The sequence below is a fragment of the Pseudomonas reidholzensis genome, assembly GCF_900536025.1.
Classification (GTDB): Bacteria; Pseudomonadota; Gammaproteobacteria; order Pseudomonadales; family Pseudomonadaceae; genus Aquipseudomonas; species Aquipseudomonas reidholzensis.
In genome coordinates, this window is the sequence record NZ_UNOZ01000003.1 from 105,835 (window position 1) to 128,816 (window position 22,982).

Here is a 22,982-nt window from a genome sequence, read left to right on the forward strand (position 1 = left end):
GTCCTGCTGGTTCAGTGGGTCTGGCGCAAGGCCGACTGGGGTTTGAGGTCATTGGCGGGGCTGTCCTTGGGCCGGGTGCGCACGAAGAACACCACGATCGCCGCGATCACCGAGGTCACCGCCAGGCCGTACAGGCCGCCCTGGATCGAGCCGGTGTGCTGTTCGAGCAAACCAAAGGTGGTGGGCGCCACGAAGCCACCGAGGTTGCCCACCGAGTTGATCAGGGCGATCACCGCCGCCGCGATGCGCGCATCCAGGTAGCCCTGGGGGATCGGCCAGAACAACGCCGAGGCCGACTTGAAGCCGATGGCGGCGAAGCACACCGCGACAAAGGCGAACACCGGCCCACCGGTGGTGGACATGAACATGCCGATCGCGGCGATCACCAGCGCAGCGGCCACCCAGGCCTGCTGGAACTTCCAGCGCGCGGAGCCGGCGGCAAACGCATACATGGCGATGATCGAGATCAGCCAGGGGATCGAGTTGAAGAAGCCGACCTGGATATCCGACAGGTCACCCATGCGTTTGATGATGCTCGGCAGCCAGAAGGTCGCGGCATAGATGGTCAGCTGGATGCAGAAGTAGATCCCGCAGAACAGCAGGATCTGGCGGTCCTTGAGCAGGCTCCAGGACGAGGTCTTGACCACCCCACCCGCCTCGCGCTCACGCTGCTCGCGGTCGATGGTCGCGACCAGCGCGTCCTGCTCTTCGCGGCTCAGCCATTTGGCGTCGTGCGGTTTGGAGTCGAGCCAGAACCAGACAAAGAAGCACAGGCACACCGAGGCCATGCCCTCGATGAACAGCATCCACTGCCAGCCGTGCAGGCCCATGCCCTGGATCTGCATCAAGGCCCCGGCCAGCGGGCCGGAGATCAACGAGGCCACGGCCGAACCGCTAAGGAAGATGGCGATCGCCTTGCCGCGGTCGGCGGCCGGCAGCCAGCGGGTGAAGTAGTAGATCACCCCCGGGAAGAACCCGGCCTCGGCGACCCCGAGCAGAAAGCGCAGGACATAGAACTGGGTTTCGGTCTGGACAAAGGCCATGGCCGTGGCCACCAGGCCCCAGGTGAACATGATGCGGGTCAGCCACAACCGCGCACCGACGCGCTGCAGGAGCATGTTGGAGGGCACTTCGAACAGCGCGTAGCCGATGAAGAACAGGCCGGCGCCGAACCCATAGGCGGCCGCACTGATGCCCAGGTCGCTTTCCAGGTGCGGGCGGACGAAGCCGATGTTGACGCGGTCGAGGTAGTTGACGATGAACATGATGACGAACAGCGGCAGGACATGGCGTTTGACCTTGGCCACGGCGCTGGCCAACACGTCGTCGCGCCGTAAGGACGGATCGAGGGTGTCGTTCACTGCAAAATCTCCCACTAATTGTTTTTGTGCGGGTCGATGGATGTCGCGGCGGGGGGCAGCCCGCCTTGCTTGTCTGACATGCCAGTGGACGAAAGCATATGCCGCGCGCAGTTGTACGACAAGACGGCAAGCCGCTGACAAAAAGCAAAATACAAGCTTATAAAACGCTAAAGATCGTCCAAATGCGTAGATAAGGTAAAAACACGACGGCGTTCAATAGCCCGATACACTCGCAAATAAATCTGAAAAATTTAGTTGTCGTACAAGCTGCAGTGCTAGTCTCGGCGGTGTCGCCGTGCACTTGTACGATCTCCCACACGAGCCGTGCCATGAATCTACCCGAGCCCCAAGCAGCCACCCGCAAGCGCGGCCACAGCCGCGCCCATGACCTGGTCTCGAGCCTGACCCAGCAGATCCTGCTGGGCACCTTCAAACCGGGCGACAAGCTGCCCTCGGAGAACACCCTGGTGCGCGAGCATGGGGTCAGCCGGACGGTGGTGCGTGAGGCGCTGTCGAAGCTGCAGGCTTCGGGGCTGGTTGAGCCGCGCCATGGCATCGGCACCTTCGTGATCGAGCGCGAGGCGCAATCCGGCCTGCGCGTGGGCGCCGACAGCGCCGCCAGCGTGCGTGACCTGCTCGAGTTGCGTATCGGCCTGGAGGGCCAGGCTGCCGCGCTCGCCGCCCTGCGCCGGAGCGAGCCGCAACTGCTGCGCATGCGTCAGGCGCTGGATGACCACCAGGACCTGGCGGCGGCCGGTGACAGCTGCATCGAGCCTGACCGGCGTTTTCACCTGCTGATCGCCGAGGCCACCGGCAACCTGTATTTCACCCAGATGATGGCGCAGTTGGGCAGTGGGCTGATCCCGCGTAATCGGCTGACCGCGGATGAGCGCTCGGGCTCTCGGCTGGCGCGGCATGCGTACCTGGCGAATCTGGAGCATGAGGCAATCCTCAATGCCATCCGCCGGCAGGACCCGGACGCGGCGCGGGCGGCGATCTGCCTGCACCTGTCCAACAGCCGCGATCGGTTGTTGCCGGAGTGATTGGTGGGGCCTGCTCCGGCCTCTTCGCGGGTAAACCCGCTCCCACAGGTACCGCGCAAATCTACAGAACAGCGCTGTCCCTGTGGGAGCGGGTTTACCCGCGAAGAGGCCGGTGCAGTCACCTTGAGCTTCAGGTCAACGCGCGATCCACCAGCACCTGCAAGCGCTGTTGAGAGCACCGCTCCACCCGCGCCTCGACGCCATACACCTCAGCCAGCAACCCCGGCGTCAGCACCTGCGCCGGCGCACCACAGGCCACCACCCTGCCCTGGTTCAACACCACCAGCCAGTCCGCATGGCTGGCCGCCAGGTTGATGTCGTGCAACACCGCCACCGCCAGCAACCGATGCGCGACTGCTCGCGCGCGCACCGCATCCATCACCCGCAACTGGTAGTGCAGGTCCAGGGCACTGGTCGGCTCATCGAGCAGCAGCACCTGCGGGTTACGCGCCAGCAACTGGGCCAACGCCACCAACTGCCGCTGCCCACCGGAAAGACTGTTCAACGGCTGCTCGGCCAGGTGCTCGATCCCCAACTGGCGCAACGCCTGAAACGCCACCTCGATGAGGTTGTCGCCGCCACTCAGGCGCAGCGCCGCGACGATGCTTTCCAGCACCCCGAGAGCAATCCCCGGTGGCAATTGCTGCGGCATGTAGGCCAGGCGCAGCGAACGCTCGGCAACGCTCAGCTGGGTCACGTCCTGCCCGTCCAGGCTCAGCGCGCCTTTCATCCGCTCGAGCCCGGCAATCGCCCGCAGCAAGGTCGACTTGCCGGCACCATTAGGCCCGACCAGCGCCACCAGGCTGCCAGCAGGCAAGGCCGGCAGGCTCAAGCCGGAGATGATCGTGCGGGCGCCATAAGCCACCGACAGGTCATTGATCAACAAACTCATGCACGCCTCCCGCGGCGAAATACCAAGGCGACGAACACCGGCACGCCGACCAGCGCGGTGACGATGCCGACCGGCACGATCACCCCCGGCAGGATCAGCTTGCTGGCGATCGACGACAGCGACAGCAACAACGCGCCCACCAGGGCACTGGCCGGCAGCAGGAAGCGCTGGTCTTCGCCCACCAACAGGCGGGCAATGTGCGGGCCGACCAGGCCGATAAAACCGATGGTGCCGACGAACGCCACCGCCGTCGCTGCCAGCAAACTGATGCGCAGCAGCGAGGCGATTCGCAAGCGCCGGGTATCCACGCCAAAGCTGCGCGCGCGGTCTTCGCCCATGCGCAGCAGGGTCATCGCCGACGCCGCGCGCAGCGAGAACGGCAGCACCACCAGCAGCACCAGCCCGAGCAGGCCCAGCTTGTGCCAGTCAGCCCGCGCCAGGCTGCCCAGGGTCCAGAACACCAGTTGCTGCAGCACGTCTTCGCTGGCCAGCAGTTGCAGCAACGACACCAGCGCGTTGCAGCTGAACACCAGGGCAATGCCGAACAGCACCAGGCTCTCAACTCCAGCGCCACGCAGGCGCGACATGGCCTGCAACAGCAGTACCGACAGGCAGGCAAAGACGAACGCCATCAACGGCACCTGGACGCCCGGATCCAGCCAGGCCACACCCAACGGGTAGGCAATCGCCAGCGAAGCGCCCAGCGCGGCCGACGACGACACACCCAAGGTAAACGGGCTGGCCAAGGGGTTGTCGAGGATCGCCTGCATCTCGGCCCCGGCCAGCGCCAGCGCGGCGCCGACCAGCACCGCCATCAGCGCGTAGGGCAGCCGCACATTCCAGATGATCACCTGTTCCGTGGCGCTCAAGGTCTGCGGATCGAACACGCCCTGCAGCAGGCGCCCGAGGCCCATGCCGGAGGCACCGCTGGCCAGGTCGCCGAGCACCGACAGCAGCAACAGCACGGCCAGCCCGACCACCAGCCCGGCCCGCCTCCAGAGCAGGCGGCGATAGCGCCAGCCCGCCAGGGCCGCGCCATCGTGTGCGAGCGAGGTCACTTGGCGTCGATCCAGTACTGGCCGTCCAGGCCGACATGCAGCATCTGGTTGATCTCGCCCAGGGTCGCCTGCGGGTCGACATCCGCGAAGCGTTCAGGATGGATCCAGCGCGCCATGGCCTCGACCGCAAGGATGTTGAACGGCGAGTTGTAGAAGTCATGCCAGAGCGCATGAGCCTGCCCCGCCTGGATCGGCCGCAACGGCGCGAACTCGGGCCGGGCGGTGATCCGCGCCAGGCTCTGGCGGGCAGTGTCGGCTGCTACGCCGGCGCCGAGCAGCACCCCCGGCGCGCGGTTGCCGGTGGCGATATAGACATCCGGATCGGCCTGCAGCACGTACTCGACACTGACATCGCCCAACGCACCGGGGACCACGTCGGCACCGATGTTGTGGCCGCCGACCGCCTGCACCAGGCTGCCCAGGCCACTCTTGCCGGTGGTATGCCCCGGCGCCTGCCAGACGCCCGCCAGCAGCTCGAGGAAGACCTTCGGCCGCTGGCTGTCGCTGAGCCCGGCGACGCGCTCGGTGACCCGCGCCAGGTGGCGGTCATACAGGTCCAGGTAGGCCTGCGCCTCATGCTCGCGACCCAGCAGCCTGCCCAGTGCTTCCAGGCTGATCCGGGTATTACGGATCGGCTGCACACGGAAGTCGATGAACAGCACCGGCACGCCGGCCTTGGCCAGCAGGTCAGCGACCGGGCTGTGCTGGGTCGGGCCTTCACCGGCGATGCTGAACACCGCCAGGTCCGGTTTCAAGGCGAGGATCTGCTCGGCACTGACGCTCTGTTCGGAGGCCTGGCCAATCAGCGGCAACTGGGTGATCTGCGGATACTGCTGGGCGTACACCTCATAGGTGTGCGGGTCGAGCAGGCGCATGTCGTTCTGCCAGCCGACCACCCGGTGGAACGGGTTGTCGCGGTCGAGCAGCGCCAGGGCGAAGAACAACCGCCCTTCACCCAGCACGATGCGCTGCGGCGCATGGTCGATCTCGACGGTGCGCCCCAGCACGTCGGTGACCTGGAGGGCGCTGGCGGACGGGGCGACGCCCAGGCAAATGGCGAGTAACAGCAGGGCCGGGATGAGGCAGCGCATCGGAGGACATCCTCTTGCAGAGAATCGAAGCGCGGCATTCTAGCCAGCCCCGGCGTCCCCCCGGTGTGCGCAAATGTATTGCTCCGCGGCCCTTTCAACACAATCCATTACAACTGTGTCACGGCTGCCCGGCCCCCTACCGCAGCATCAGTAAGTCAGGCAGATCTTGCCAAAATGCCGGTTGCTTTCCTGGTACTGGAACGCCTCGACGATCTGCTCCAGTTCGAAGTGCTTGTCCACCACCGGGCGCAGGCCATTGGCATCGATCGCCCGGACCATCGCCTGTTGCTGCGCGCGGCTGCCGACCAGCACGCCTTGCAAGCGGATCTGCCGCACCAGCGCCTGGACCAGCGGCAACTGGCCGGCGACGCCGGTGAGGATGCCGATCAGCGACACATGGCCGCCGATGCGTGCGGCGATCATCGACTGCTCGAGGGTCGCCGGGCCGCCGACTTCGATGACGTGGTCGACGCCGCGGTTATCCGTCAGCTCACGCACTTTTTCACCCCAGGCCGGGGTGCTGCGGTAGTTGATCACATGGTCGGCGCCGAGCGCCTTGAGCCGCTCCAGCTTGGCCTCGCTCGACGAGGTGGCGATCACCGTGGCGCCGGCCAGCTTGGCGAACTGCAAGGCGAAGATGGACACGCCACCGGTGCCTTGCACCAGCACGCTGTCACCGGGTTTGAGGTGGTCGTCGCCCATCAGCGCGCGCCAGGCGGTGAGGCCGGCGGTGGTCAGGGTGGCCGCCTCGGCATGGCTGTAACCCTTGGGCGCCAGGGTGAACGCGGTGGCGCGGGCGGTGACCTGCTCGCGGGCGTAACCATCGATGCCGTCACCCGGCACACTGGCAAAGCCTTCGACCAGGGCCTGGCCGTCGAGCCAGTCGGGGAAGAAGGTGCTGACCACCGCATCGCCGACCTTGAACTCGCTGACGCCAGCGCCGACCGCGATCACTTCGCCCGCGCCATCGGCCATGGGGATGCGCCGCTCACTGGGGCCCCACATGCCGCTGACCACGGCAAAGTCGTGGTAGTTGAGCGAGCTGGCGTGCAGGCGCACGGTGATCTCGCCGGCCTGTGGCGCGGCGGCCTCCCAGGTGCCGACCTGAACGTTCTGGTAACCGCCGCCGGGCTGGACGTAGATGGCCTTGCTGCTCATGGCTGGAGCTCCTTTGAGTGTGACGTGAGAAGTGCAGCTTAGACAGGCGACGGCGGTCACGCCGGCCTCATCGCGGGCAAGCCCGCTCCTACACCGGGCGGCGGGTTCAACCCAGCATTGCGCGCAGGGCTCGGCAATCCGGGGCATGCCAGTCGACCAGCTCCGGCCACGGGTTCTCCGGCAGATTCACCAGCACCGTGCGCGCACCGGCCGCCCGGCCGCAATCCAGATCGAAGCGATAATCACCGACCATCACCAGCTCGCCCGGCGCCACGGCCCAGGCCTCGGCGATCTTCAGCAGGCCATCCGGGCTCGGCTTGGGCGCCGCTTCGTCACGGCCGAGCACGTCCTCGACGGCAAAGCAGTCCGCCAGGCCGATAGCCTCCAGGGTGACATGCGCCAGCTCGCGGGCATTGCGGGTCAGGATCGCCAGCCGGCAACCGCGCCCGGCCAGCTCGCGCACCAGTTCGACCGCACCCGTAGCCGCGGTCGAGGCCAGCGCCAGGTCGCGTTCATGCTCCAGCAACCAGGCATGCTTGGCCGCCGCCTCTGCCGCTGGCAACGCTGCCAGGTGGGTGAGGATGTCGTCCTCCGGCGGGATGCCCAGGGCTCCGCGGATCGCAGCAAAATCATGCACGGCCACAGTCAGCGTGCCGTCCATGTCGAACACCCAGTTGCGAATGGCAGAAAGGCTCATGCCCAGTCCTTGCGGTGGCGGATCAGGCCTTCCTGGGAGGACGACGCCACCAGCTGCCCTGCGCGGTTGTAGATGCTGCCCCGGCAGAAGCCGCGGGCGTTGCCGGCCCATGGGCTGTCGGTGGCGTACAGCAGCCATTCGTCGGCGCGCACGTCGCGGTGGAACCACAGCGAGTGATCGAGGCTGGCGATCTGCATGTCCTTCTGCCACACCGACTTGCCATGCGGCAGCAGCGAGGTGGTCAGCAGGCCGAAGTCCGAGGCGTAGGCCAGCAGCCACTTGTGCAGCGCCGGCGTGTCCGGCAGGCTGCCGTCGGCGCGGAACCAGGTGTACTTGACCGGATCACCCGGCTTGGGGTTGAACGGGTCGCGCTCGGTCACCGGGCGGATTTCGATCGGCTTGGCACACAGCACCTTGTCGCGGATGCGCTCCGGCAGATGCTCGGCCATGGCGCTGGCCAACTCGACTTCGCTCGGCAGGTTTTCTGGCCCGACCACGTCCGGCATCTGCGCCTGGTGCTCGAAGCCCTCCTCGTCGTACTGGAACGAGGCGCTGCAGGTAAAGATGGTGTGGCCCTTCTGGATCGCCGTGACCCGCCGGGTGCTGAAGCTGCCGCCGTCGCGCACCCGGTCGACCGAGTACACCACCGGCAGGGTGGCATCACCGGGGCGCAGGAAGTAGCCATGCAGCGAGTGCACGTGGCGGGCGTCCTCGACCGTCTGGCTGGCCGCCGAGAGCGACTGGCCGAGCACCTGGCCGCCATACAACTGGCGAAAGCCCAGGTCCTGGCTGCGGCCACGGAACAGGTTTTCCTCGATCGCTTCAAGGCTCAACAGGTCGACCAGGTCATCCAACACATGGCTCATCGGGGGCATTCTCCTAGCAAGGCGTCACGGCGCTACAGCACAATTTGAGTGGCACGATGATACAGGGTTTGTCATCAGTTCCCTGCATGCGCGGCCATTCAGCCGTGCAGGGTTTGCTGCCAGTGGGCGCGGTCAATGCGGTACAGCACGTGCGGTCGCAACGGGTGGCCGCTGGGCAGGCGCGGGTGTTCGAAGCTGCCGTGCAGGTCCTGCTGCATGCCGATCGCCTGCATGACTTTCTGCGAGGTGAGGTTGCTCGCGGTCGTGAACGACACCACTTGATCCAGGCGCAATTGGGCGAAGGCGCAGCGCAGGCAGGTCCAGGCCGCCTCGCTGGCAAAGCCGAGGCCCCAGTGACGCCGGGCCAGGCGCCAGCCGATTTCCACGGCGGGGGCAAAGGGCGCATCGAAGTTCACGTTGAGCAGGCCGGTCATGCCGATGAACGCTCCGCTGTCCTTGCGCTCCAGCGCCCACAGGCCGAAGCCGAACTCATTGAAATGGCCACGGATGCGGCCGATCAGCGCCGCCGCTTCGAGGCGCGTCAAGGGCGCGGGGAAGTAGCGCATCACCTGCGGGTCGGCGCACATCGCGGCAAACTCGACCAGGTCGTCATCGTGCCACTGGCGCAGCACCAGCCGTGCGCTTTCCAGTTGAAGAATGGGGGTCATCAGGCGGGCTCCGAATTCGCGCTCTTGCAGACTATAGATTAGGCGCTGTTGGGGCTTGGCCCGCGATAGCGTTACCACACGCCAACTGGCAAGATCAGCACTGACCCTGACTGCGACCCGCCCATGCCGTTGCCGCTGATCTACCACGACGACTACAGCCCGGACTTCCCCGCCGAGCACCGCTTTCCGATGGACAAGTTCCGCCTGCTGCGCGATCACCTGGTCGACAGCGGCCTGACCACGGACCAGGCCCTGTTGCGCCCCGACATCTGCCCCAACGATATCCTCGCCCTGGCCCACGACCGCAGCTACATCGAGCGCTACCTGAGCGGCGACCTCTCGCGTGAAGACCAGCGCCGCCTCGGCCTGCCCTGGAGCGAAGCGCTGGCGCGGCGCACCGTGCGGGCCGTCGGCGGCTCGCTGCTGACGGCCGAGATGGCCCTGCGCGACGGCATCGCCTGCCACCTGGCGGGCGGCACCCACCACGCCCATTACGACCACCCCGCCGGCTTCTGCATCTTCAACGACCTGGCGGTGATCAGCCGCTACCTGCTCGAGGCCGGCCGGGTGCAGCGGGTGCTGATCTTCGATTGCGACGTGCATCAGGGCGACGGCACCGCGCGGATTCTGCACGACACGCCAGAGGCGATCACCGTGTCGCTGCACTGCGAGCAGAACTTCCCCGCGCGCAAGGCCCACAGCGACTGGGACATCCCGCTGCCGCGCGGCATGGGCGACGCGGCCTACCTGCAGGTGGTCGACGATGCGCTCAATTACCTGCTGCCGCTGTACCAGCCAGACCTGGTGCTGTACGACGCCGGGGTCGATGTGCACAAGGACGACGCGCTGGGCTACCTGCAGTTGAGCGACCAGGGCGTGGCCGCGCGCGACGAACGCGTGCTGCGCCACTGCATTGGCCGGGATATCCCGGTGGTCGGGGTGATCGGCGGCGGCTACAGCAAGGACCGCGCGGCCCTGGCCAAGCGCCATGGCATCCTTCACCACAGTGCGGCAAAGGTCATGAGTTGTTCACAATGACTGTGGAACCGCCTGTGGATAACCTGAGTGAAAGCCGCTACAGCCCCCTAACTGCCTGACCTGCAAAGACCTGATCATTTTTTGCACAGTGCTTCACAGGGGCTCGCTGGGGTAGAATGCCGGCTCTTTTCCACAGCCTGCCGCCCGCCATGCCTGATCAACTCCCCGCTTGCCCTCCCCTCGTCGCCGTGATCGGTGCCGGCCCCGCCGGGCTGATGGCCGCCGAAGCCCTGGCCGCGGCCGGTGTGGCGGTGCAGGTGTTCGACGCCATGCCTTCGGTGGGGCGCAAGTTCCTGCTCGCCGGGGTCGGCGGCATGAACATCACCCACTCCGAGCCCTACCCGGCGTTCGTCGGCCGTTACGCCGAGCGCCGTGACGAGGTCGACGCGCTGCTGCGCGACTTCGATGCCGATGCGCTGCGCGAGTGGATTCATGGCCTGGGCATCGAGACCTTTGTCGGCACCTCGGGCCGGGTGTTCCCGCGTGACATGAAAGCCGCACCGCTGCTGCGCGCCTGGCTCAAGCGCCTGCGCGACAGCGGGGTAGTTATCCACACCCGCCACCGTTGGTTGGGCTGGAACGCCGACGGCGGCTTGCGGATAGGTTATCCACAGGGTGAATTGAGCCTGCACGCCGATGCGGTGGTGTTGGCCCTGGGTGGCGGCAGTTGGGCGCGACTGGGTTCGGACGGCGCGTGGGTGCCATTGCTGGCCGAGCGGGCTGTGGATATCTCCGCGCTGCAACCGAGCAACTGCGGCTTTGAGGTCGAAGGCTGGAGCGACGTGCTGACCAGCAAGTTCGCCGGTGCGCCGTTGAAGAACATTGCTTTGGCCATGCCCGGCAGCGCGGCGCGCAAGGGGGAGTTCATCCTCACTGCACAGGGCGTCGAAGGCAGCCTGGTCTACGCCTGGTCGGCGCAGGTGCGCGAGGCGATCAACCGCGATGGCCGTGCCACCCTGTTGCTCGATCTGCTGCCGGACCGGCCTGTGGATAAAATTGTCCAGGCCCTGGCCAAGCCACGCGGGTCGCGTTCGATGGCCAAGCACTTGCACAGTCAGTTGGGGATCGATGGAGTCAAGGCGGCGTTGTTGCGTGAGCTGACCGATCAGGCGACCTTTGCCGATCCGCAGGCGCTGGCGGCGGCGATCAAGGCACTGCCGATCGTGCTGGTGCGCACGCGGCCGCTGGATGAAGCGATCAGCAGCGCCGGTGGGGTGCGTTTTGCGGGGATGGATGACGGGTTGATGCTGCGCCCGTTGCCGGGGGTGTTCTGTGCGGGCGAGATGCTCGACTGGGAGGCGCCGACCGGCGGTTACCTGCTCACGGCATGCTTTGCCAGTGGCCTGCGGGCCGGGCGTGCGGCGGCGGATTGGCTCCGCGGCAAAGGCTGACATCCGCTGTGAATGGCAAGGGCTTTGCCCTTGTTCGCGGGTAAACCCGCTCCCACGGGACCGCGCAGCACTAGAGAGCAGCGCATATCCCTGTGGGAGCGGGTTTACCCGCGAAGAGGCCAGCACTGACGCGACAACGCCAGTGCGGCCCTCGGATCAAGGCTTGCGCTTGCGCGGCCCGCCATTGAAGCTCGGCACCTTGCGCACTGCCTTGACGGTCGGCTTGGCATCCGCCGAATCGGTGCTGTCCATCCATTTGCCCAGCCCGCGCTTGGCGCTGTTTTCCTTGGGCTTCTTGGGCTTTTTCGGCTTCTTGATCACTTGCCCGCTGGCATCGGTCATCGGCACCCGGTGCTCGGGGATGAAATCCGGCTCTTCATGGCGCGGCAAGGTCTGGCGGATCAGGGTCTCGATCGCCGACAACATCTGCACCTCGTCGGCACACACCAGCGAGATCGCCTCGCCTTTGTTGCCCGCCCGGCCGGTACGGCCGATCCGGTGCACATAGTCTTCAGCGACGATCGGCATGTCGAGGTTGACCACCAGCGGCAGGTCATCGATGTCCAGGCCACGGGCGGCGACATCGGTCGCCACCAGCACCTGGATCTCACGCGCCTTGAAGGTGTCCAGCGCACGCTGGCGGGTCGCCTGCGGACGGTCACCGTGGATGCCGTCGGCGTTGACGCCTTCGCTCAGCAGCCGCTCGACCAACTGATCGACGCCGTTGCGGGTCTTGGCGAACACCAGCACCTGGGTCCAGCGCTGCTTGCGCAGCAGGTAGCAGAACAGGTCGGCCTTGCGCTTCTTGTCGACCGGCACCAGCCACTGCTTGACCGTGCTCGCGGCGGCGTTGCGCGGGCTCACTTCGATGCTCAGCGGGTCGTTCAGGGCAAGGCCGGCCAGCATACGGATCTGCTCGGAGAAGGTCGCCGAGAACAGCAGCGTCTGGCGCTTGCGCGGCAGCGCGGCGTACACCGACTGCAGTTCTTCGGCAAAGCCCAGGTCGAGCATGCGGTCGGCTTCGTCGAGCACCAGGATCTGCACCTGGCCGAACTTCACCGCCTTCTGCCGGAACAGGTCGAGCAAACGCCCGGGGGTGGCGACCAGCAGGTCGACGCCACGGCGCAGGCGCATCATCTGCGGGTTGATGCTGACGCCACCGTAGACCGCGTAGGTGGACAGCGGCAGGTTCTCGGCATACTGCTGGACATTGGCATGTACCTGCTCGGCCAGCTCGCGGGTCGGCACCAGCACCAGCGCGCGGATCGAATTGCTCGCGACCTTTTCGCCTTCCAGGGCCAGGCGCTGCAACACCGGCAGGGCGAAACCTGCGGTCTTGCCGGTGCCGGTCTGGGCCGCGGCCATCAGGTCACGGCCGGCCAGCACGGCGGGGATGGCCTCGGCCTGGACCGGGGTCGGAGTGGTGTAGTCGCGCTGCTGCAGGGTGCGCAGCAGCGGTTCGATCAGGCCGAGTTTGGCGAAATTCATGGCAATACCGTCAGGGGGTTCAGCGAAGGGCGGCAGTTTACCGCAACACCCCGCCTCACTTGCACAATTGCGTTGGGGCCGACAGCACATTGCTCACTGCAAGCCAGGCCATCATCAATGGCGCAGGAGCAGATGCCCTTCGATCGGCACGTACTGGCTGGCCGCGCGAATCAGCGACAACGCCGTCAGCCCCGGCGTGCCATACACCACGGCCTCGACCCCATAACGCTGGATCGCGCGCTCCAGCAACAGGTCGAAATCGCCATCGCCAGATGCCAGCACCACCTGATCGACGCGGCTCGCGGCTTCGATCACATCCAGGGTAATGCCCACGTCCCAGTCGCCCTTGGCCGAGCCATCACTGCGCTGGATGTACGGCTTGAGGCGCACCTCGAAACCCAGGTTGCGCAAGATCTGCTGGAACTGCTGCTGCTTGCTGTCGCCGCGGTCGATGGCATAGGCCACCGCCTCGACGATCTGCCCCTGACGGCTCACCTCAGCCCACAGCGCGGCATAGTTGAAGTGACAACCGTGGGCCTGGCGAACGGTGTAATAGAGGTTCTGCACGTCGGCGAACAGCGCGATTTTCTTCATCCAGGTCCCCTCAGCGGGGCAGCTCTGCAGCCATCGCGGGCAAGCCCGCGCCTACAGAGGTCGCGCGGACCTTGTAGGAGCGGGCTTGCCCGCGATGGGGCCAGAAGCCCCCCTAAATCGCTGCAGTATGCCAGCTGTCAGACAAAGGTGTCGTCGTCCGAGAAGAAGCCACCGTCGTCACTGCCGTAGTCCGTGTCGGCATAGCCGCCCTGGTCGCCCGCATAGCCACCCTGGTCGGCCACATGCTGCTGCCCGTCCTGGTCATTCCAGCCGCCGCTGTCACTGGCCGGCGCCGGCTCTTCCTTGATCACCTCGACCACTTCCTCGGGCTGCGAATGATGGTTGAACAGGCTGCTGATGCCTTGCGCCAGCAGCACGCCGCCGGCGACCCCGGCCGCCGTCTGCATGGCGCCGCCGAGAAAGCTCGGGGCCCCGGCGCGTGCAGGCGCGGCATTGAACCCCGCCTGCTGTTGCGGCGGCGCGCTGTAGCCGGGCGCCGAAGGCTCGCGCCAGCCACCACCGCTTGGCGCCGGTGCAGCGGGCCGCTGTTGGGCTGGCTGCGACTGAGGCGCCGGGGCCGCAGAGCGCGCGCCACCGCCACCGCCGAAGATGCTCGACAGGAAGCCGCCGCCACTGTTGCCCTCGCGCGGCGCCTCGGCCTGGGCGCGGGCTTGCTTGAGTTCGTTCTGCAGTTGCTGGTTCTGCTCGTCCAGGCGCTTGATCGCCGCTTCCTGGACCAGGATCGCCTGGGCCATGTAGTACGGCGCCGCCGGCTGCTGGCGCACGTGCGCCTCGATGCACGCCTGGGCCTGGGCGTCGCGCGGCTGGCTCGGGTCTTCGGCTTGCTTGATGCGGCCGAACAGGCCGTCGATCAGGGATTGTTCTTCAGTGTTCATGGGCTACCTCGTGCGCCAAGCGGGACATCGGACCCCTCAAAGATGGGGTGCGCGGCGGCGCGATTCAATCACCGGCGGCGTGAAACTTTTTTCAGCTGGGCCTGGACTGGGCTAAAGTTACGCCCCTGCTTTTACTGCCATGCGATGTTGACTGATGAATCCGCTGAGCGTTCTGCGCGACTCCCTGTACTTTTTCCGCCGCCACCTGGCGAGCATCGTCCAGCTCTGCCTGCCGCTGGTGGTGCTCGAGGCGCTGCTCACCCAACTGGTGTACCGCCAGCTCGGTGACCAGGCTTCGCCGGCCTACGGCATGCTCATCAGCCTGCTGCTGTACCCGCTGTACAGCGCCGCACTGATCCTCTACCTGGACACCCGCACCAGCGGCCAGGAGATCTCCAAACGCAACCTGTTCGCCCGCGCCGTACAGCTGTGGCCGCCGCTGGCCTTGCTGATCATGATCAGTACCCTGCTGATCATGGCCGGCCTGGCGCTGTTCGTGTTCCCCGGCATCTGGATCATGATCAACCTGGTGTTCGCCGAGTACCTGCTGGTGCTGCGCGGCATGCCGCTGATGCTGGCGATGCGCGAGAGCGCGCGGATGACCACCGGGCACTTCATGCGCATCCTGGTCTGCGTGTTCGTTTCGCTGGCCCCGGCCTGGCTGGTGGACGGCCTGCTGATCATGGCCTTCCCCCAGCCGGAGCCCGGCGTGCAGCTGCTGATGGACAGCCTCAGCGGCTTGCTGCAGCTGTTCAGCAGCGTGGTGCTGTTCCGGATTTTCATGCTGCTCGAGGCCGACGCCGGCGCTTGAACTGGCCGGGCGACGAACGGCTCGGTTATGCTGGTGCGACCTGCACCGACAAGCCGAGCCGATGACCCGACTACTGCGCAATGTCTTGCTGTTCCTGATCGTGTTGCTGGCCCTGCTCTGGCTGCTCGCCGAGCACCTGAGCTGGCAACCTGCCCCGCGCGAGTCCGTGCCGGTCGCCTGCCAGGCGCCAGGCAAGCCGCTGCAGCCCGGCCAGACACTGAAAGTGATGACCTGGAACATCCAGCACCTGGCCGGCAAACGCTATGTGTTCTGGAATGACCCGGGCAAAGGCGGCGACACCCGGGCAACCGCCGAAGACCTGGCCTTCAACCTCGATGAAGTGGCGCGGGTGATTCGCGCCGAGCAACCCGACCTGGTGCTACTTCAGGAGCTGGACAAGGACGCCAAGGCCAGCGACTACCAGGACCAGCTAGCGCTGCTGCGCGAGCGCCTGGTCGACCTTTACCCGTGCAGCACCGAGGCTTTCGAATGGAAGGCCGGTTTCGTCCCCGACCGGCATATCGTCGGCAGCGTCGGCCGCACCCTGGCCACCCTCAGCCGCTACCCGATCGCCAAGGCCGAGCGCCTGCAACTGCCCAACACCGCCACTAACGCGCTGACCCGGCTGCTCGAAGCGCAACCGGCCATGCTGGTCAGCTACCTGCCGTTGGCCGATGGCAGCCGCCTGGCCGTGGTCAACACGCGGCTGTCTGCCTATCGGCCCGGCAGCGATATACAGCGTCGGCAGATGGCCCATGTGACCAAGGTGCTCGACCGCCTGGAGAGCCAGGGCACGCCGTGGCTGATCGGGGGTGACTTCAACCTTTTGCCGCTTGGCCAGTACCGCCGCCTGCCGCCTGCCCAACGCGGTAACTACCCGGCCGACAGTGACCTGCATCTGCTTTGGGACAAGTACCCGATGATCCCGAGCAACGCCGAGGCCGGCGGTGCCGATCGCGGCGTATGGCTCACCCACTTCCCCAATGACCCGGCCGTGAGTGGGCCAGACCGCACCGTCGATTTCCTCCTGCACAGCCCACGCCTGCAACGCCTGGACGCTCGCGTGCTGCAGGAGGGCACGCTGCAGATCTCCGATCACTTGCCGGTCCTGGGCATCCTCGCCCTGCCTGGAGCGGTGGCGCCGGTGCGCTAGAAGAACAGGCTGAGGGCCATCCTGCCGATCAGAAAGACCAGCAGGATCAGGAAAAACACGCGGACAAAACCGCTGCCATAGCGCAGCGACAAAAACGTACCGGTGAGGGCCCCGGCAATGTTGCACAGGGCCACCACCCCGCCAATCGCCCACAGCACATTGCCTGACGGGATAAAAAACAACAGCGCCGCGCTGAACGTGCCCAGGTTCACCAGCTTTGCCGACGCGGAAGCATTCAAGAAATCAAAGCCGAAAAACCTGACGAAGACGAACAGCAGGAAGCTGCCGCTGCCAGGTCCGAACAGCCCATCGTAAAAGCCGATGAGGCCGCCGAAAAAAATACCCAGGGCTATTTCTTTTGTGCCGCATTGAACATGCGAATGCACACGCCCCAGGTCTTTCTTGGCGAAGGTATAGACGGCCATCACCACCAAGATGGCGAAGACCCCATACTCCATGATCGTCTTGGGCACGAGCGAGACGGAAAGTGCGCCGAGAAACGCGAAGATAAAAGCGGATGCCAGGGTCGGCAACATCAGCTTCCAGACGATGTTGATACGCCTGACGTAGCTGAAGATTGAAAAGACATTGCCGCCCAGCACGGCCAGCTTGTTGGTGCCGAATACCGTGGCCAGGCTGTACTGGGGCAATGCATGCAGGAGCGCTGGCACCTGGACCAGCCCGCCCCCGCCTACCGCGGCATCGATCAAACCACCGCAAAACGCAAAAAAGCCCAAGGCTAATAGTGCGTACTCAACATCCATAGAGCCTGTCCTTGCCGTCGGAGGAGAAACGCGGCATGCCCTGATGGATGAAAGCCTGGCGTCAATCAGCCACGAAGGCGCTGCAGCGCATCGCTGATCTTGGCCTTGGGGATTTTCTGCAAGCTGCAGAACAAGTCATGGCCGACGTTACTCAGGCCATGGTTGTCGCGCAACCCCAGGGCCATGTATTGCAACAGGTTGGCGGCCATCTCGGCATCGGCCATGGCCCGGTGGGCAGTGCCGGTGTTGGGCAGGTTGGCCCAGCGGGTCAGGGTCCCGAGCTTGTGATCGGGCGCCGCCTGCAGCAGGCGCCGGGCCAGCAGCAGTGAGCAGGCGAAGGGCTGGGCGCGGCTACGGCGAACAAGCCCAAGCTCGTAGTCCCAGAACTTCTGGTCGAACGCGGCGTTGTGCGCAACCAACGGCGTATCGCCGACGAACTCGGCGACTTCGTTCATCACCTGGGCGGCCGAGGGTGCGCTGCGCACCATGGCCGTGGTGATGCCGGTCAGCCCGGTGATAAACCCCGGGATCGGCACGCCGGCGTTCATCAGGCTCTGGTAGCGCTCGACGATCTGCCCGCGCTCGAGCATCACCACGGCGATTTCCGTGGCGCGCGCGGCGCCTGGGGCGAGGCCCGTGGTTTCAAAGTCGATGACGGCTATACGTTCCAAAACAACTCCTGCGACAGCAATGCGTAAATGTTCGAATTCTACGGTAAATCAGATCCAACGGCGGTCAAGTGCCGCGTGGCTTCGCCCGTGCCGTGGCCTCCGCGACCAAGGGATCATCGGGCCAATAATGCTTCGGATAACGCCCCTTGAGGTCCTTCTTCACCTCGGCATAGGTCGTTCGCCAGAAGTTCGCAAGATCCTGGGTCACCTGCACTGGCCGCCGCGCCGGTGACAGCAGGTGCAGCTTGACCTGCTGGCGGCCCTGGGCGATGCGCGGGGTGTCGGCCAGGCCGAACAGCTCCTGCAGGCGCACGGCGAGGATCGGCGGGATTTCGCTGTAGTCCAGGCAGATGTTCGAGCCGGAAGGCACGTTGAGGTGTTGGGGTGCCCATTCGTCGAGGCGCTGGGGCAGCGGCCAGGGCAGCTGGTTGCGCAGGATCGACGACAGGTCGAGCTGGGCGAAGTGGCTCAACCGCGAGACTTTGCCCAGGTACGGCTGCAGCCAGTCTTCCAGGCGGGCGAGCAAGGCTTCATCGGACAGGTCGGGCCATTCGCTCTCGGCGTTTTTCTCCAGGTCCAGGCGACGCAGCAGGGCCACGCGGTTCTGCCACTGGCGCAGGTCCGGGGTCCATGGCAGCAGCGCCAGGCTCTTGCGCCGGACCAGGCCGAGCAAGGCCCGCGCCCGCGCTTCGTCGTTCAGACCGGGCAGCGCTTCGCGGCTCAATACCAGCTCACCGACCTTGCGCTGGCGTTCAGCGCGCAGCACCTGTTCGCGCTCATCCCAATCGAGCAGGTCGAGGGTTTCGACCTGCTCGGCGAGCACATCGTCGAACAGGCCAGGGTCGAATTCGGCCGCCATATAAATGCGCTCTTCACGCTGGCCCTGGCGGCTGCCGAGATCGGCGATCACCAGCCACGGCTGCTTCATCAAGGTGTCGACCTCGGCAAACAGCGCCGCGCGACCATTGGCCAGGCGGTACTCGGCAGCGCCTTCGCGGCGTTGCTGGGCGACGCGGTCGGGGTAGGCCAGCGCCAGCAGCGCGCCGAGCCAGCGCGAGTGATCAGGGTCGGCGACGGGTGCGCCAGGCTTGCCGCGCAACAGGCCGCGATACTGACGCGCCAGTTGCCGGGCACGCTGCACGCCACCCTGGCCGCCCCGGGCAACTCTGCTTTCGCCGCTGAGCAGCGCCAGCCGGGTGTGCAGGTCGGCACCGCCACCGCGCTGAATGTCGCGCTCGCCCAGCAAGGCGGCGACATTGCAGGCCATCTCGCTGAGCCCGAGGTCTTGCCCGCGCAGCAGCAGGTGAGCGATACGCGGGTGCGCTGGCAGTTCGGCCATGGCCTGGCCGTGCGCGCTGAGGCTGTCTCGGCTGGCCGGCTTGAACGCGCCGAGCCGCGCCAGCAGGTCTTGCGACTGGGCGTAAGCGGCGCTGGGTGGCTGGTCGAGCCAACGCAATTGCTCCGGGGTCACGCCCCAGCGCGCCAGCTGCAGGGCCAGGCCGGCCAGGTCGGCCTGGAGGATTTCGGCCGTGCCATGCGCCGCCAACTGTTCATGCTGCGCTTCGGACCAGAGCCGGTAGCACACGCCCGGTTCCAGCCGCCCGGCACGGCCGGCGCGCTGGGTGGCGCTGGCGCGGGAGATGCGCTGGGTGTCGAGGCGGGTCATGCCGCTGCCGGGGTCGAAGCGCGGCACCCGCGCCAGGCCGGCGTCGATTACCACGCGCACGCCATCGATGGTCAGGCTGGTCTCGGCGATGTTGGTCGCCAGCACCACCTTGCGCTGGCCCTTGGCAGGTGGCTCGATGGCCGCCCGCTGGGCATTCAGGTCGAGCTCGCCGTGCAACGGGCACAGGAGGATCTCAGGCCGCTCACCGACGGCCTCTTGCAAGGCTTGATGCACCCGCCGGATCTCGGCCTGGCCGGGCAGGAACACCAGCAGGCTGCCGCTTTGCTCGGCCAGCGCCTGCAGTACGCAATCGACCACCCGCGGCTCGATGAACTCGCCCGGCTGGAACGGCCGCCCCCACTGGACCGTCACCGGGTGCATGCGCCCTTCGCTGCTGACCACCGGCGCGTCGTCGAGCAGCCGCGAAAGGCGCTCGCCTTCCAGGGTCGCGGACATCAGCAGGATCTTCAGCGGCGGCTCGTCGCGCAGCAATTCGCGGCCATTGAGGCTCAGGGCCAGGGCCAGGTCGGCGTCCAGCGAGCGCTCGTGGTACTCGTCGAAGATCAGCAGGCCGACACCGTCGAGGGCCGGGTCCGCCTGCAAGCGGCGGGTCAGGATGCCTTCGGTGACCACTTCGATGCGCGTGTTGGGGCCGACCTTGCTGTCCAGGCGAATGCGGTAGCCGACCGTTTCGCCGACCTGCTCGCCGAGCTCGCTGGCCAACCGCTCGGCGGCCGCGCGGGCGGCCAGGCGGCGGGGTTCGAGCATGACGATGCGTTGCCCGGCCAGCCACGGCTCATCGAGCAGGGCCAGCGGCACACGGGTGGTCTTGCCGGCGCCGGGCGGCGCCTCGAGCACGGCTTCGTGGCGGGCGCGCAGGGCCTGGCGCAGGGCGGGCAATACGGCATCAATGGGTAATGAAATCATGGTGGTCCTCACGCAAGCTCGCGAGTATAACGGCGAACCGGCCCTGGCCAATCATGGTCATAGTATTCGCTAGCGGCTGATTGCCTGTATCGTTGTGACTTACTCTCGGAGATCTCCATGCGCATCCCATCCCGCGTCCTCGGTGGCGTTCTGGTCGCCACGCTGCTGACCCAACTGACGGCCTGCGGCACGCTGTTCTATCCCGACCGCCGCGGCCAGATCGAAGGCAAGATCGACCCTGCGATCGCCGTCCTCGACGCCGTCGGCCTGCTGTTCTATGTGATCCCGGGGCTGATCGCCTTTGGCATCGACTTCGCCAGCGGCGCGATCTATTACCCGCCCGGCACCACCGCGCACGTCGACCCGGCCAAGCTCAAACCGGCGATCGGTGCCGATGGCACGGTCGACAACGCCAAGCTGCAGGCCATTCTCGAAACCGAACTGGGCCAGCGCCTGCCGCTGGACGACCCGCGTCTGATCCAGCACCGTGGCAGCGTCGAGCAACTGACCGCCTTCGGCCTGGTACCGGCCGCCTGATCCGTAGCCCAAGGAAGGTACCCGCGGCATGACCAGCCCAACGGCAGAACAGCAACGCCTGCTGCGCCTGGCCACCCGCGCCTCGCTGGCGGTGGCGAGTATCCTGGTGGTGAGCAAGGCGCTGGGCTGGTGGCTGAGTGGCTCGGTCAGCCTGCTGGCGGGGCTGATCGACTCAGCGCTGGACGCCGTGGCGTCGTTTCTCAACCTGCTGGCGGTGCACTACGCGCTGCGCCCGGCCGACGACGACCACCGCTTTGGCCATGGCAAGGCCGAGGCCCTGGCGGGCATGGCGCAGGCGCTGTTCATCGGCGTCAGCGCGGTGCTGATCGGGGTGCAGGCGGTGGACCGCCTGCAATCGCCGCAGCCGCTGGGCAATACCGCCGCCGGTATTGCGGTGATGCTGCTGTCGCTGGTGCTGACCGTGGCGCTGCTGGCCTTGCAGCGCAAGGTGATCCGCGCCACGGGGTCGACGGCGGTGCGCGCTGATTCGCTGCATTACCGCTCCGACTTGCTGCTCAATGGCAGCATTCTGCTGGCCCTGGTGCTGGCCGGGTTTGGCTGGCCGCAGCTGGATGCGCTGTTTGGCCTGGGGATCGCGTTCTACATTCTCTGGAGTGCGCTGCAGATCGCCCGGGAGAGCACGGCGATCCTCATGGACAAGGAGCTGCCGGCGGATGTGGGTGAGCGGATGCTCGCGCTGGTGTGTGCGATCCCTGGAGTGCAAGGGGCGCATGATCTGCGTACGCGGGTGTCGGGCAGCTACTGGTTCGTCCAGGTGCACCTGGAACTGCCGGGGGCGCTGCCGCTGCATGAGGCGCACGAGTTGTGTGAGCAGGCGTTGGCGGTGATCCGCGAGCGTTATCCACAGGCGGATGTGCTGGTGCATGCGGACCCGGTGTAAGCCTTGAGGGTGCTGGGGGCGCTTTGCGCCCCTTTCGCGACACAAGGCCGCTCCCACAGTACAGCGCCGCTTCCAAGACATGCGCTGTCCCTGTGGGAGCGGCCTTGTGTCGCGAAAGGGCCGCGAAGCGGCCCCAGATACCTCAATTGATGCTGTAGCCGCGCCCACTCAAGCAGGCGCCCATCGCTCGGCGGTAGTTGTCGGCGACGTTGGCCGGCGGCGCGTAGGTCGCCTGCGCAGGGTCGAAGCCGGTCTGCTCCACCGCCCAGCGGTGACACTGATAACGGTCCTGATCCTGCTGCTGAGGAGTCTGCCCATACGCCGGGTAGGCGATCACATCGTAACCCGCGCTGGCCTGAGGCGGCTGCACCGGCACATTGACCGGCGGATTGACCACCACGTACTCGCGGCTGTCGGCCTGGTACTGGTAATAAGTGTCCGCCACCAGGAAGAACAACGCACCGCTCAGCCACACCTCCCGGGCATACGACGGCAGGTAGTTCACCCGCACGCCATACGGCGGGCGCACCACCACGTAACCGGGGCCGTTGGGGCGATACCAGTAGCCGCCGGAATAGAAGTAATCCTGGCCACGGTACGGCACCTTCCAGTAACGGTCCGGGAAGCGCTCGACGGCATGCCCTGGACGGTACTGCGGGCCGGGGCCCCAGCCGTTGCCATGGCCCTCCGGACGCCCGGCCCAGTTGTCACCCGGGCGCTGCCCTGGCCCACCGGCTTGCCACTGGCGGTTGTCGCCATTGCGCCGCGGGATGTCCTGATAGTAACCCTGGCGCGGTTGCTGGGTCTGGCGCACTTCGTCCCGCGAGTTCAGCGGCGAACCACCGCCGCCACCGCTGTTGGGGTCCTGCCCGCCGTGCCCGCCATGCCCCTCGCCCGGCCCTTGGGCCAGCGCCCCGAGGCTGATGCCCATGCCCAGCAAACCCACCCCGGCCAACTGCCAGATGCGCGACCTCATGGCGTTCCTCTCGATTAACCGCACTGCAATGGGTGGCAGTCTACCGCGAGCGTCAGGGGTGCAGATGAAAATCCAGCCATGAAAAAAGGGAGGCCTATGGCCTCCCTTTGGGAAATGTCGTCCGTGCTCGGCGCTTGTGGCGCCGGCTCACCTCACCCCGTCTGGTAAACGGTGTGTAGCCCGGGGGCCGGCGGATCCTGTTGGACCGGGGGCCGCGACCGCCTTCTTGGGCCGGTCGCCGTGGACTGATGTCCGGGCAGTGATTCTGTTGATAAAGATACCGGTCCAGGCCTGGCAGAGGATTGCGAAGATTGCTCAGATAAATAGCACTTGCG

General features: G+C 66.4%; 22 protein-coding genes. 7 read left to right on the plus strand and 15 right to left on the minus strand.

Going from position 1 to position 22,982, the window contains the following annotated elements; translation table 11 throughout:
• Positions 1 to 11: 11 nt before the first annotated feature.
• Positions 12 to 1,361, minus strand: a complete 1,350-nt coding sequence (locus tag CCOS865_RS03520; protein ID WP_119137980.1) for an MFS transporter — start codon at positions 1,359 to 1,361, stop codon at positions 12 to 14.
• Positions 1,362 to 1,690: 329 nt separating this feature from the next.
• Between CCOS865_RS03520 and CCOS865_RS03525 the strand changes: the two genes are divergently transcribed.
• Positions 1,691 to 2,404 (plus strand): FadR/GntR family transcriptional regulator, encoded by a 714-nt coding sequence (locus CCOS865_RS03525; RefSeq protein WP_119137981.1) that lies wholly within the window; start codon positions 1,691 to 1,693, stop codon positions 2,402 to 2,404.
• Positions 2,405 to 2,534: 130 nt separating this feature from the next.
• On the opposite strand, the gene CCOS865_RS03530 is transcribed toward CCOS865_RS03525, so the two are convergent.
• From CCOS865_RS03530 to CCOS865_RS03560, 7 genes are all read right to left on the minus strand, one after another.
• Complete coding sequence (locus tag CCOS865_RS03530) at positions 2,535 to 3,296, minus strand: ABC transporter ATP-binding protein (RefSeq protein ID WP_119137982.1); 762 nt, start codon at positions 3,294 to 3,296, stop codon at positions 2,535 to 2,537.
• Positions 3,293 to 4,354 carry a FecCD family ABC transporter permease gene (locus tag CCOS865_RS03535; protein WP_119137983.1) on the minus strand — a complete coding sequence of 354 codons (1,062 nt, stop codon included), beginning with the start codon at positions 4,352 to 4,354 and terminating at the stop codon, positions 3,293 to 3,295. The genes CCOS865_RS03530 and CCOS865_RS03535 overlap by 4 nt, the downstream gene beginning before the upstream one ends.
• Positions 4,351 to 5,445, minus strand: coding sequence for an ABC transporter substrate-binding protein (locus tag CCOS865_RS03540; RefSeq protein ID WP_119137984.1), 1,095 nt, complete (start codon positions 5,443 to 5,445; stop codon positions 4,351 to 4,353). The genes CCOS865_RS03535 and CCOS865_RS03540 overlap by 4 nt, the downstream gene beginning before the upstream one ends.
• Positions 5,446 to 5,592: 147 nt before the next feature.
• Positions 5,593 to 6,603, minus strand: a complete 1,011-nt coding sequence (locus CCOS865_RS03545; protein WP_119137985.1) for a zinc-dependent alcohol dehydrogenase family protein — start codon at positions 6,601 to 6,603, stop codon at positions 5,593 to 5,595.
• Between the two features lie 106 nt (positions 6,604 to 6,709).
• Entirely contained in the window at positions 6,710 to 7,300 is a 591-nt protein-coding gene (locus CCOS865_RS03550) for an HAD family hydrolase (RefSeq protein ID WP_119137986.1), read from the minus strand.
• The gene (gene tesB, locus CCOS865_RS03555; protein WP_119137987.1) at positions 7,297 to 8,166 is read right to left on the minus strand and encodes an acyl-CoA thioesterase II; all 870 of its coding nucleotides are present in this window, start codon (positions 8,164 to 8,166) and stop codon (positions 7,297 to 7,299) included. The genes CCOS865_RS03550 and tesB overlap by 4 nt, the downstream gene beginning before the upstream one ends.
• Positions 8,167 to 8,264: 98 nt before the next feature.
• Positions 8,265 to 8,834, minus strand: a complete 570-nt coding sequence (locus CCOS865_RS03560; RefSeq protein WP_119137990.1) for a GNAT family N-acetyltransferase — start codon at positions 8,832 to 8,834, stop codon at positions 8,265 to 8,267.
• A gap of 123 nt (positions 8,835 to 8,957) precedes the next feature.
• Here CCOS865_RS03560 and CCOS865_RS03565 point away from each other — a divergent pair, with 123 nt between their 5' ends.
• Both CCOS865_RS03565 and CCOS865_RS03570 read left to right on the plus strand, forming a co-directional pair.
• Complete coding sequence (locus CCOS865_RS03565; protein WP_119137992.1) at positions 8,958 to 9,872, plus strand: histone deacetylase family protein; 915 nt, start codon at positions 8,958 to 8,960, stop codon at positions 9,870 to 9,872.
• A gap of 149 nt (positions 9,873 to 10,021) precedes the next feature.
• Entirely contained in the window at positions 10,022 to 11,263 is a 1,242-nt protein-coding gene (locus tag CCOS865_RS03570; RefSeq protein ID WP_119137994.1) for a TIGR03862 family flavoprotein, read from the plus strand.
• 156 nt (positions 11,264 to 11,419) lie between these two features.
• On the opposite strand, the gene rhlE1 is transcribed toward CCOS865_RS03570, so the two are convergent.
• From rhlE1 to CCOS865_RS03585, 3 genes are all read right to left on the minus strand, one after another.
• Positions 11,420 to 12,751 (minus strand): RNA helicase RhlE1, encoded by a 1,332-nt coding sequence (gene rhlE1, locus CCOS865_RS03575; protein ID WP_119137996.1) that lies wholly within the window; start codon positions 12,749 to 12,751, stop codon positions 11,420 to 11,422.
• A gap of 114 nt (positions 12,752 to 12,865) precedes the next feature.
• On the minus strand, positions 12,866 to 13,345 hold the full coding sequence (locus CCOS865_RS03580; protein WP_119137998.1) for a LabA-like NYN domain-containing protein: 480 nt from the start codon (positions 13,343 to 13,345) through the stop codon (positions 12,866 to 12,868).
• 137 nt (positions 13,346 to 13,482) lie between these two features.
• A complete protein-coding gene (locus tag CCOS865_RS03585; protein WP_119138000.1) occupies positions 13,483 to 14,241 on the minus strand; it encodes a DUF2076 domain-containing protein in 759 nt (252 codons plus the stop codon).
• A 154-nt stretch (positions 14,242 to 14,395) separates the two neighbouring features.
• Between CCOS865_RS03585 and CCOS865_RS03590 the strand changes: the two genes are divergently transcribed.
• Positions 14,396 to 15,052 (plus strand): YciC family protein, encoded by a 657-nt coding sequence (locus tag CCOS865_RS03590; protein ID WP_119138002.1) that lies wholly within the window; start codon positions 14,396 to 14,398, stop codon positions 15,050 to 15,052.
• 61 nt (positions 15,053 to 15,113) lie between these two features.
• Positions 15,114 to 16,205 carry an endonuclease/exonuclease/phosphatase family protein gene (locus CCOS865_RS03595; RefSeq protein ID WP_119138004.1) on the plus strand — a complete coding sequence of 364 codons (1,092 nt, stop codon included), beginning with the start codon at positions 15,114 to 15,116 and terminating at the stop codon, positions 16,203 to 16,205.
• Here CCOS865_RS03595 and CCOS865_RS03600 read toward each other — a convergent pair.
• From CCOS865_RS03600 to hrpB, 3 genes are all read right to left on the minus strand, one after another.
• Positions 16,202 to 16,969, minus strand: coding sequence for a sulfite exporter TauE/SafE family protein (locus CCOS865_RS03600; protein ID WP_119138005.1), 768 nt, complete (start codon positions 16,967 to 16,969; stop codon positions 16,202 to 16,204). The two genes, CCOS865_RS03595 and CCOS865_RS03600, sit on opposite strands and share 4 nt — an antisense overlap.
• A gap of 65 nt (positions 16,970 to 17,034) precedes the next feature.
• The gene (locus tag CCOS865_RS03605) at positions 17,035 to 17,640 is read right to left on the minus strand and encodes a 3'-5' exonuclease (protein ID WP_119138007.1); all 606 of its coding nucleotides are present in this window, start codon (positions 17,638 to 17,640) and stop codon (positions 17,035 to 17,037) included.
• Between the two features lie 64 nt (positions 17,641 to 17,704).
• The gene (gene hrpB, locus CCOS865_RS03610) at positions 17,705 to 20,233 is read right to left on the minus strand and encodes an ATP-dependent helicase HrpB (protein WP_119138009.1); all 2,529 of its coding nucleotides are present in this window, start codon (positions 20,231 to 20,233) and stop codon (positions 17,705 to 17,707) included.
• Positions 20,234 to 20,350: 117 nt separating this feature from the next.
• Here hrpB and CCOS865_RS03615 point away from each other — a divergent pair, with 117 nt between their 5' ends.
• A complete protein-coding gene (locus CCOS865_RS03615) occupies positions 20,351 to 20,770 on the plus strand; it encodes a polyribonucleotide nucleotidyltransferase (RefSeq protein ID WP_119138011.1) in 420 nt (139 codons plus the stop codon).
• A gap of 28 nt (positions 20,771 to 20,798) precedes the next feature.
• Complete coding sequence (locus CCOS865_RS03620; RefSeq protein ID WP_119138013.1) at positions 20,799 to 21,671, plus strand: cation diffusion facilitator family transporter; 873 nt, start codon at positions 20,799 to 20,801, stop codon at positions 21,669 to 21,671.
• Positions 21,672 to 21,813: 142 nt separating this feature from the next.
• Here the strand turns inward: CCOS865_RS03620 and CCOS865_RS03625 are convergent, their stop codons facing one another.
• A complete protein-coding gene (locus CCOS865_RS03625; RefSeq protein WP_119138014.1) occupies positions 21,814 to 22,647 on the minus strand; it encodes a DUF6515 family protein in 834 nt (277 codons plus the stop codon).
• Positions 22,648 to 22,982: the final 335 nt, after the last annotated feature.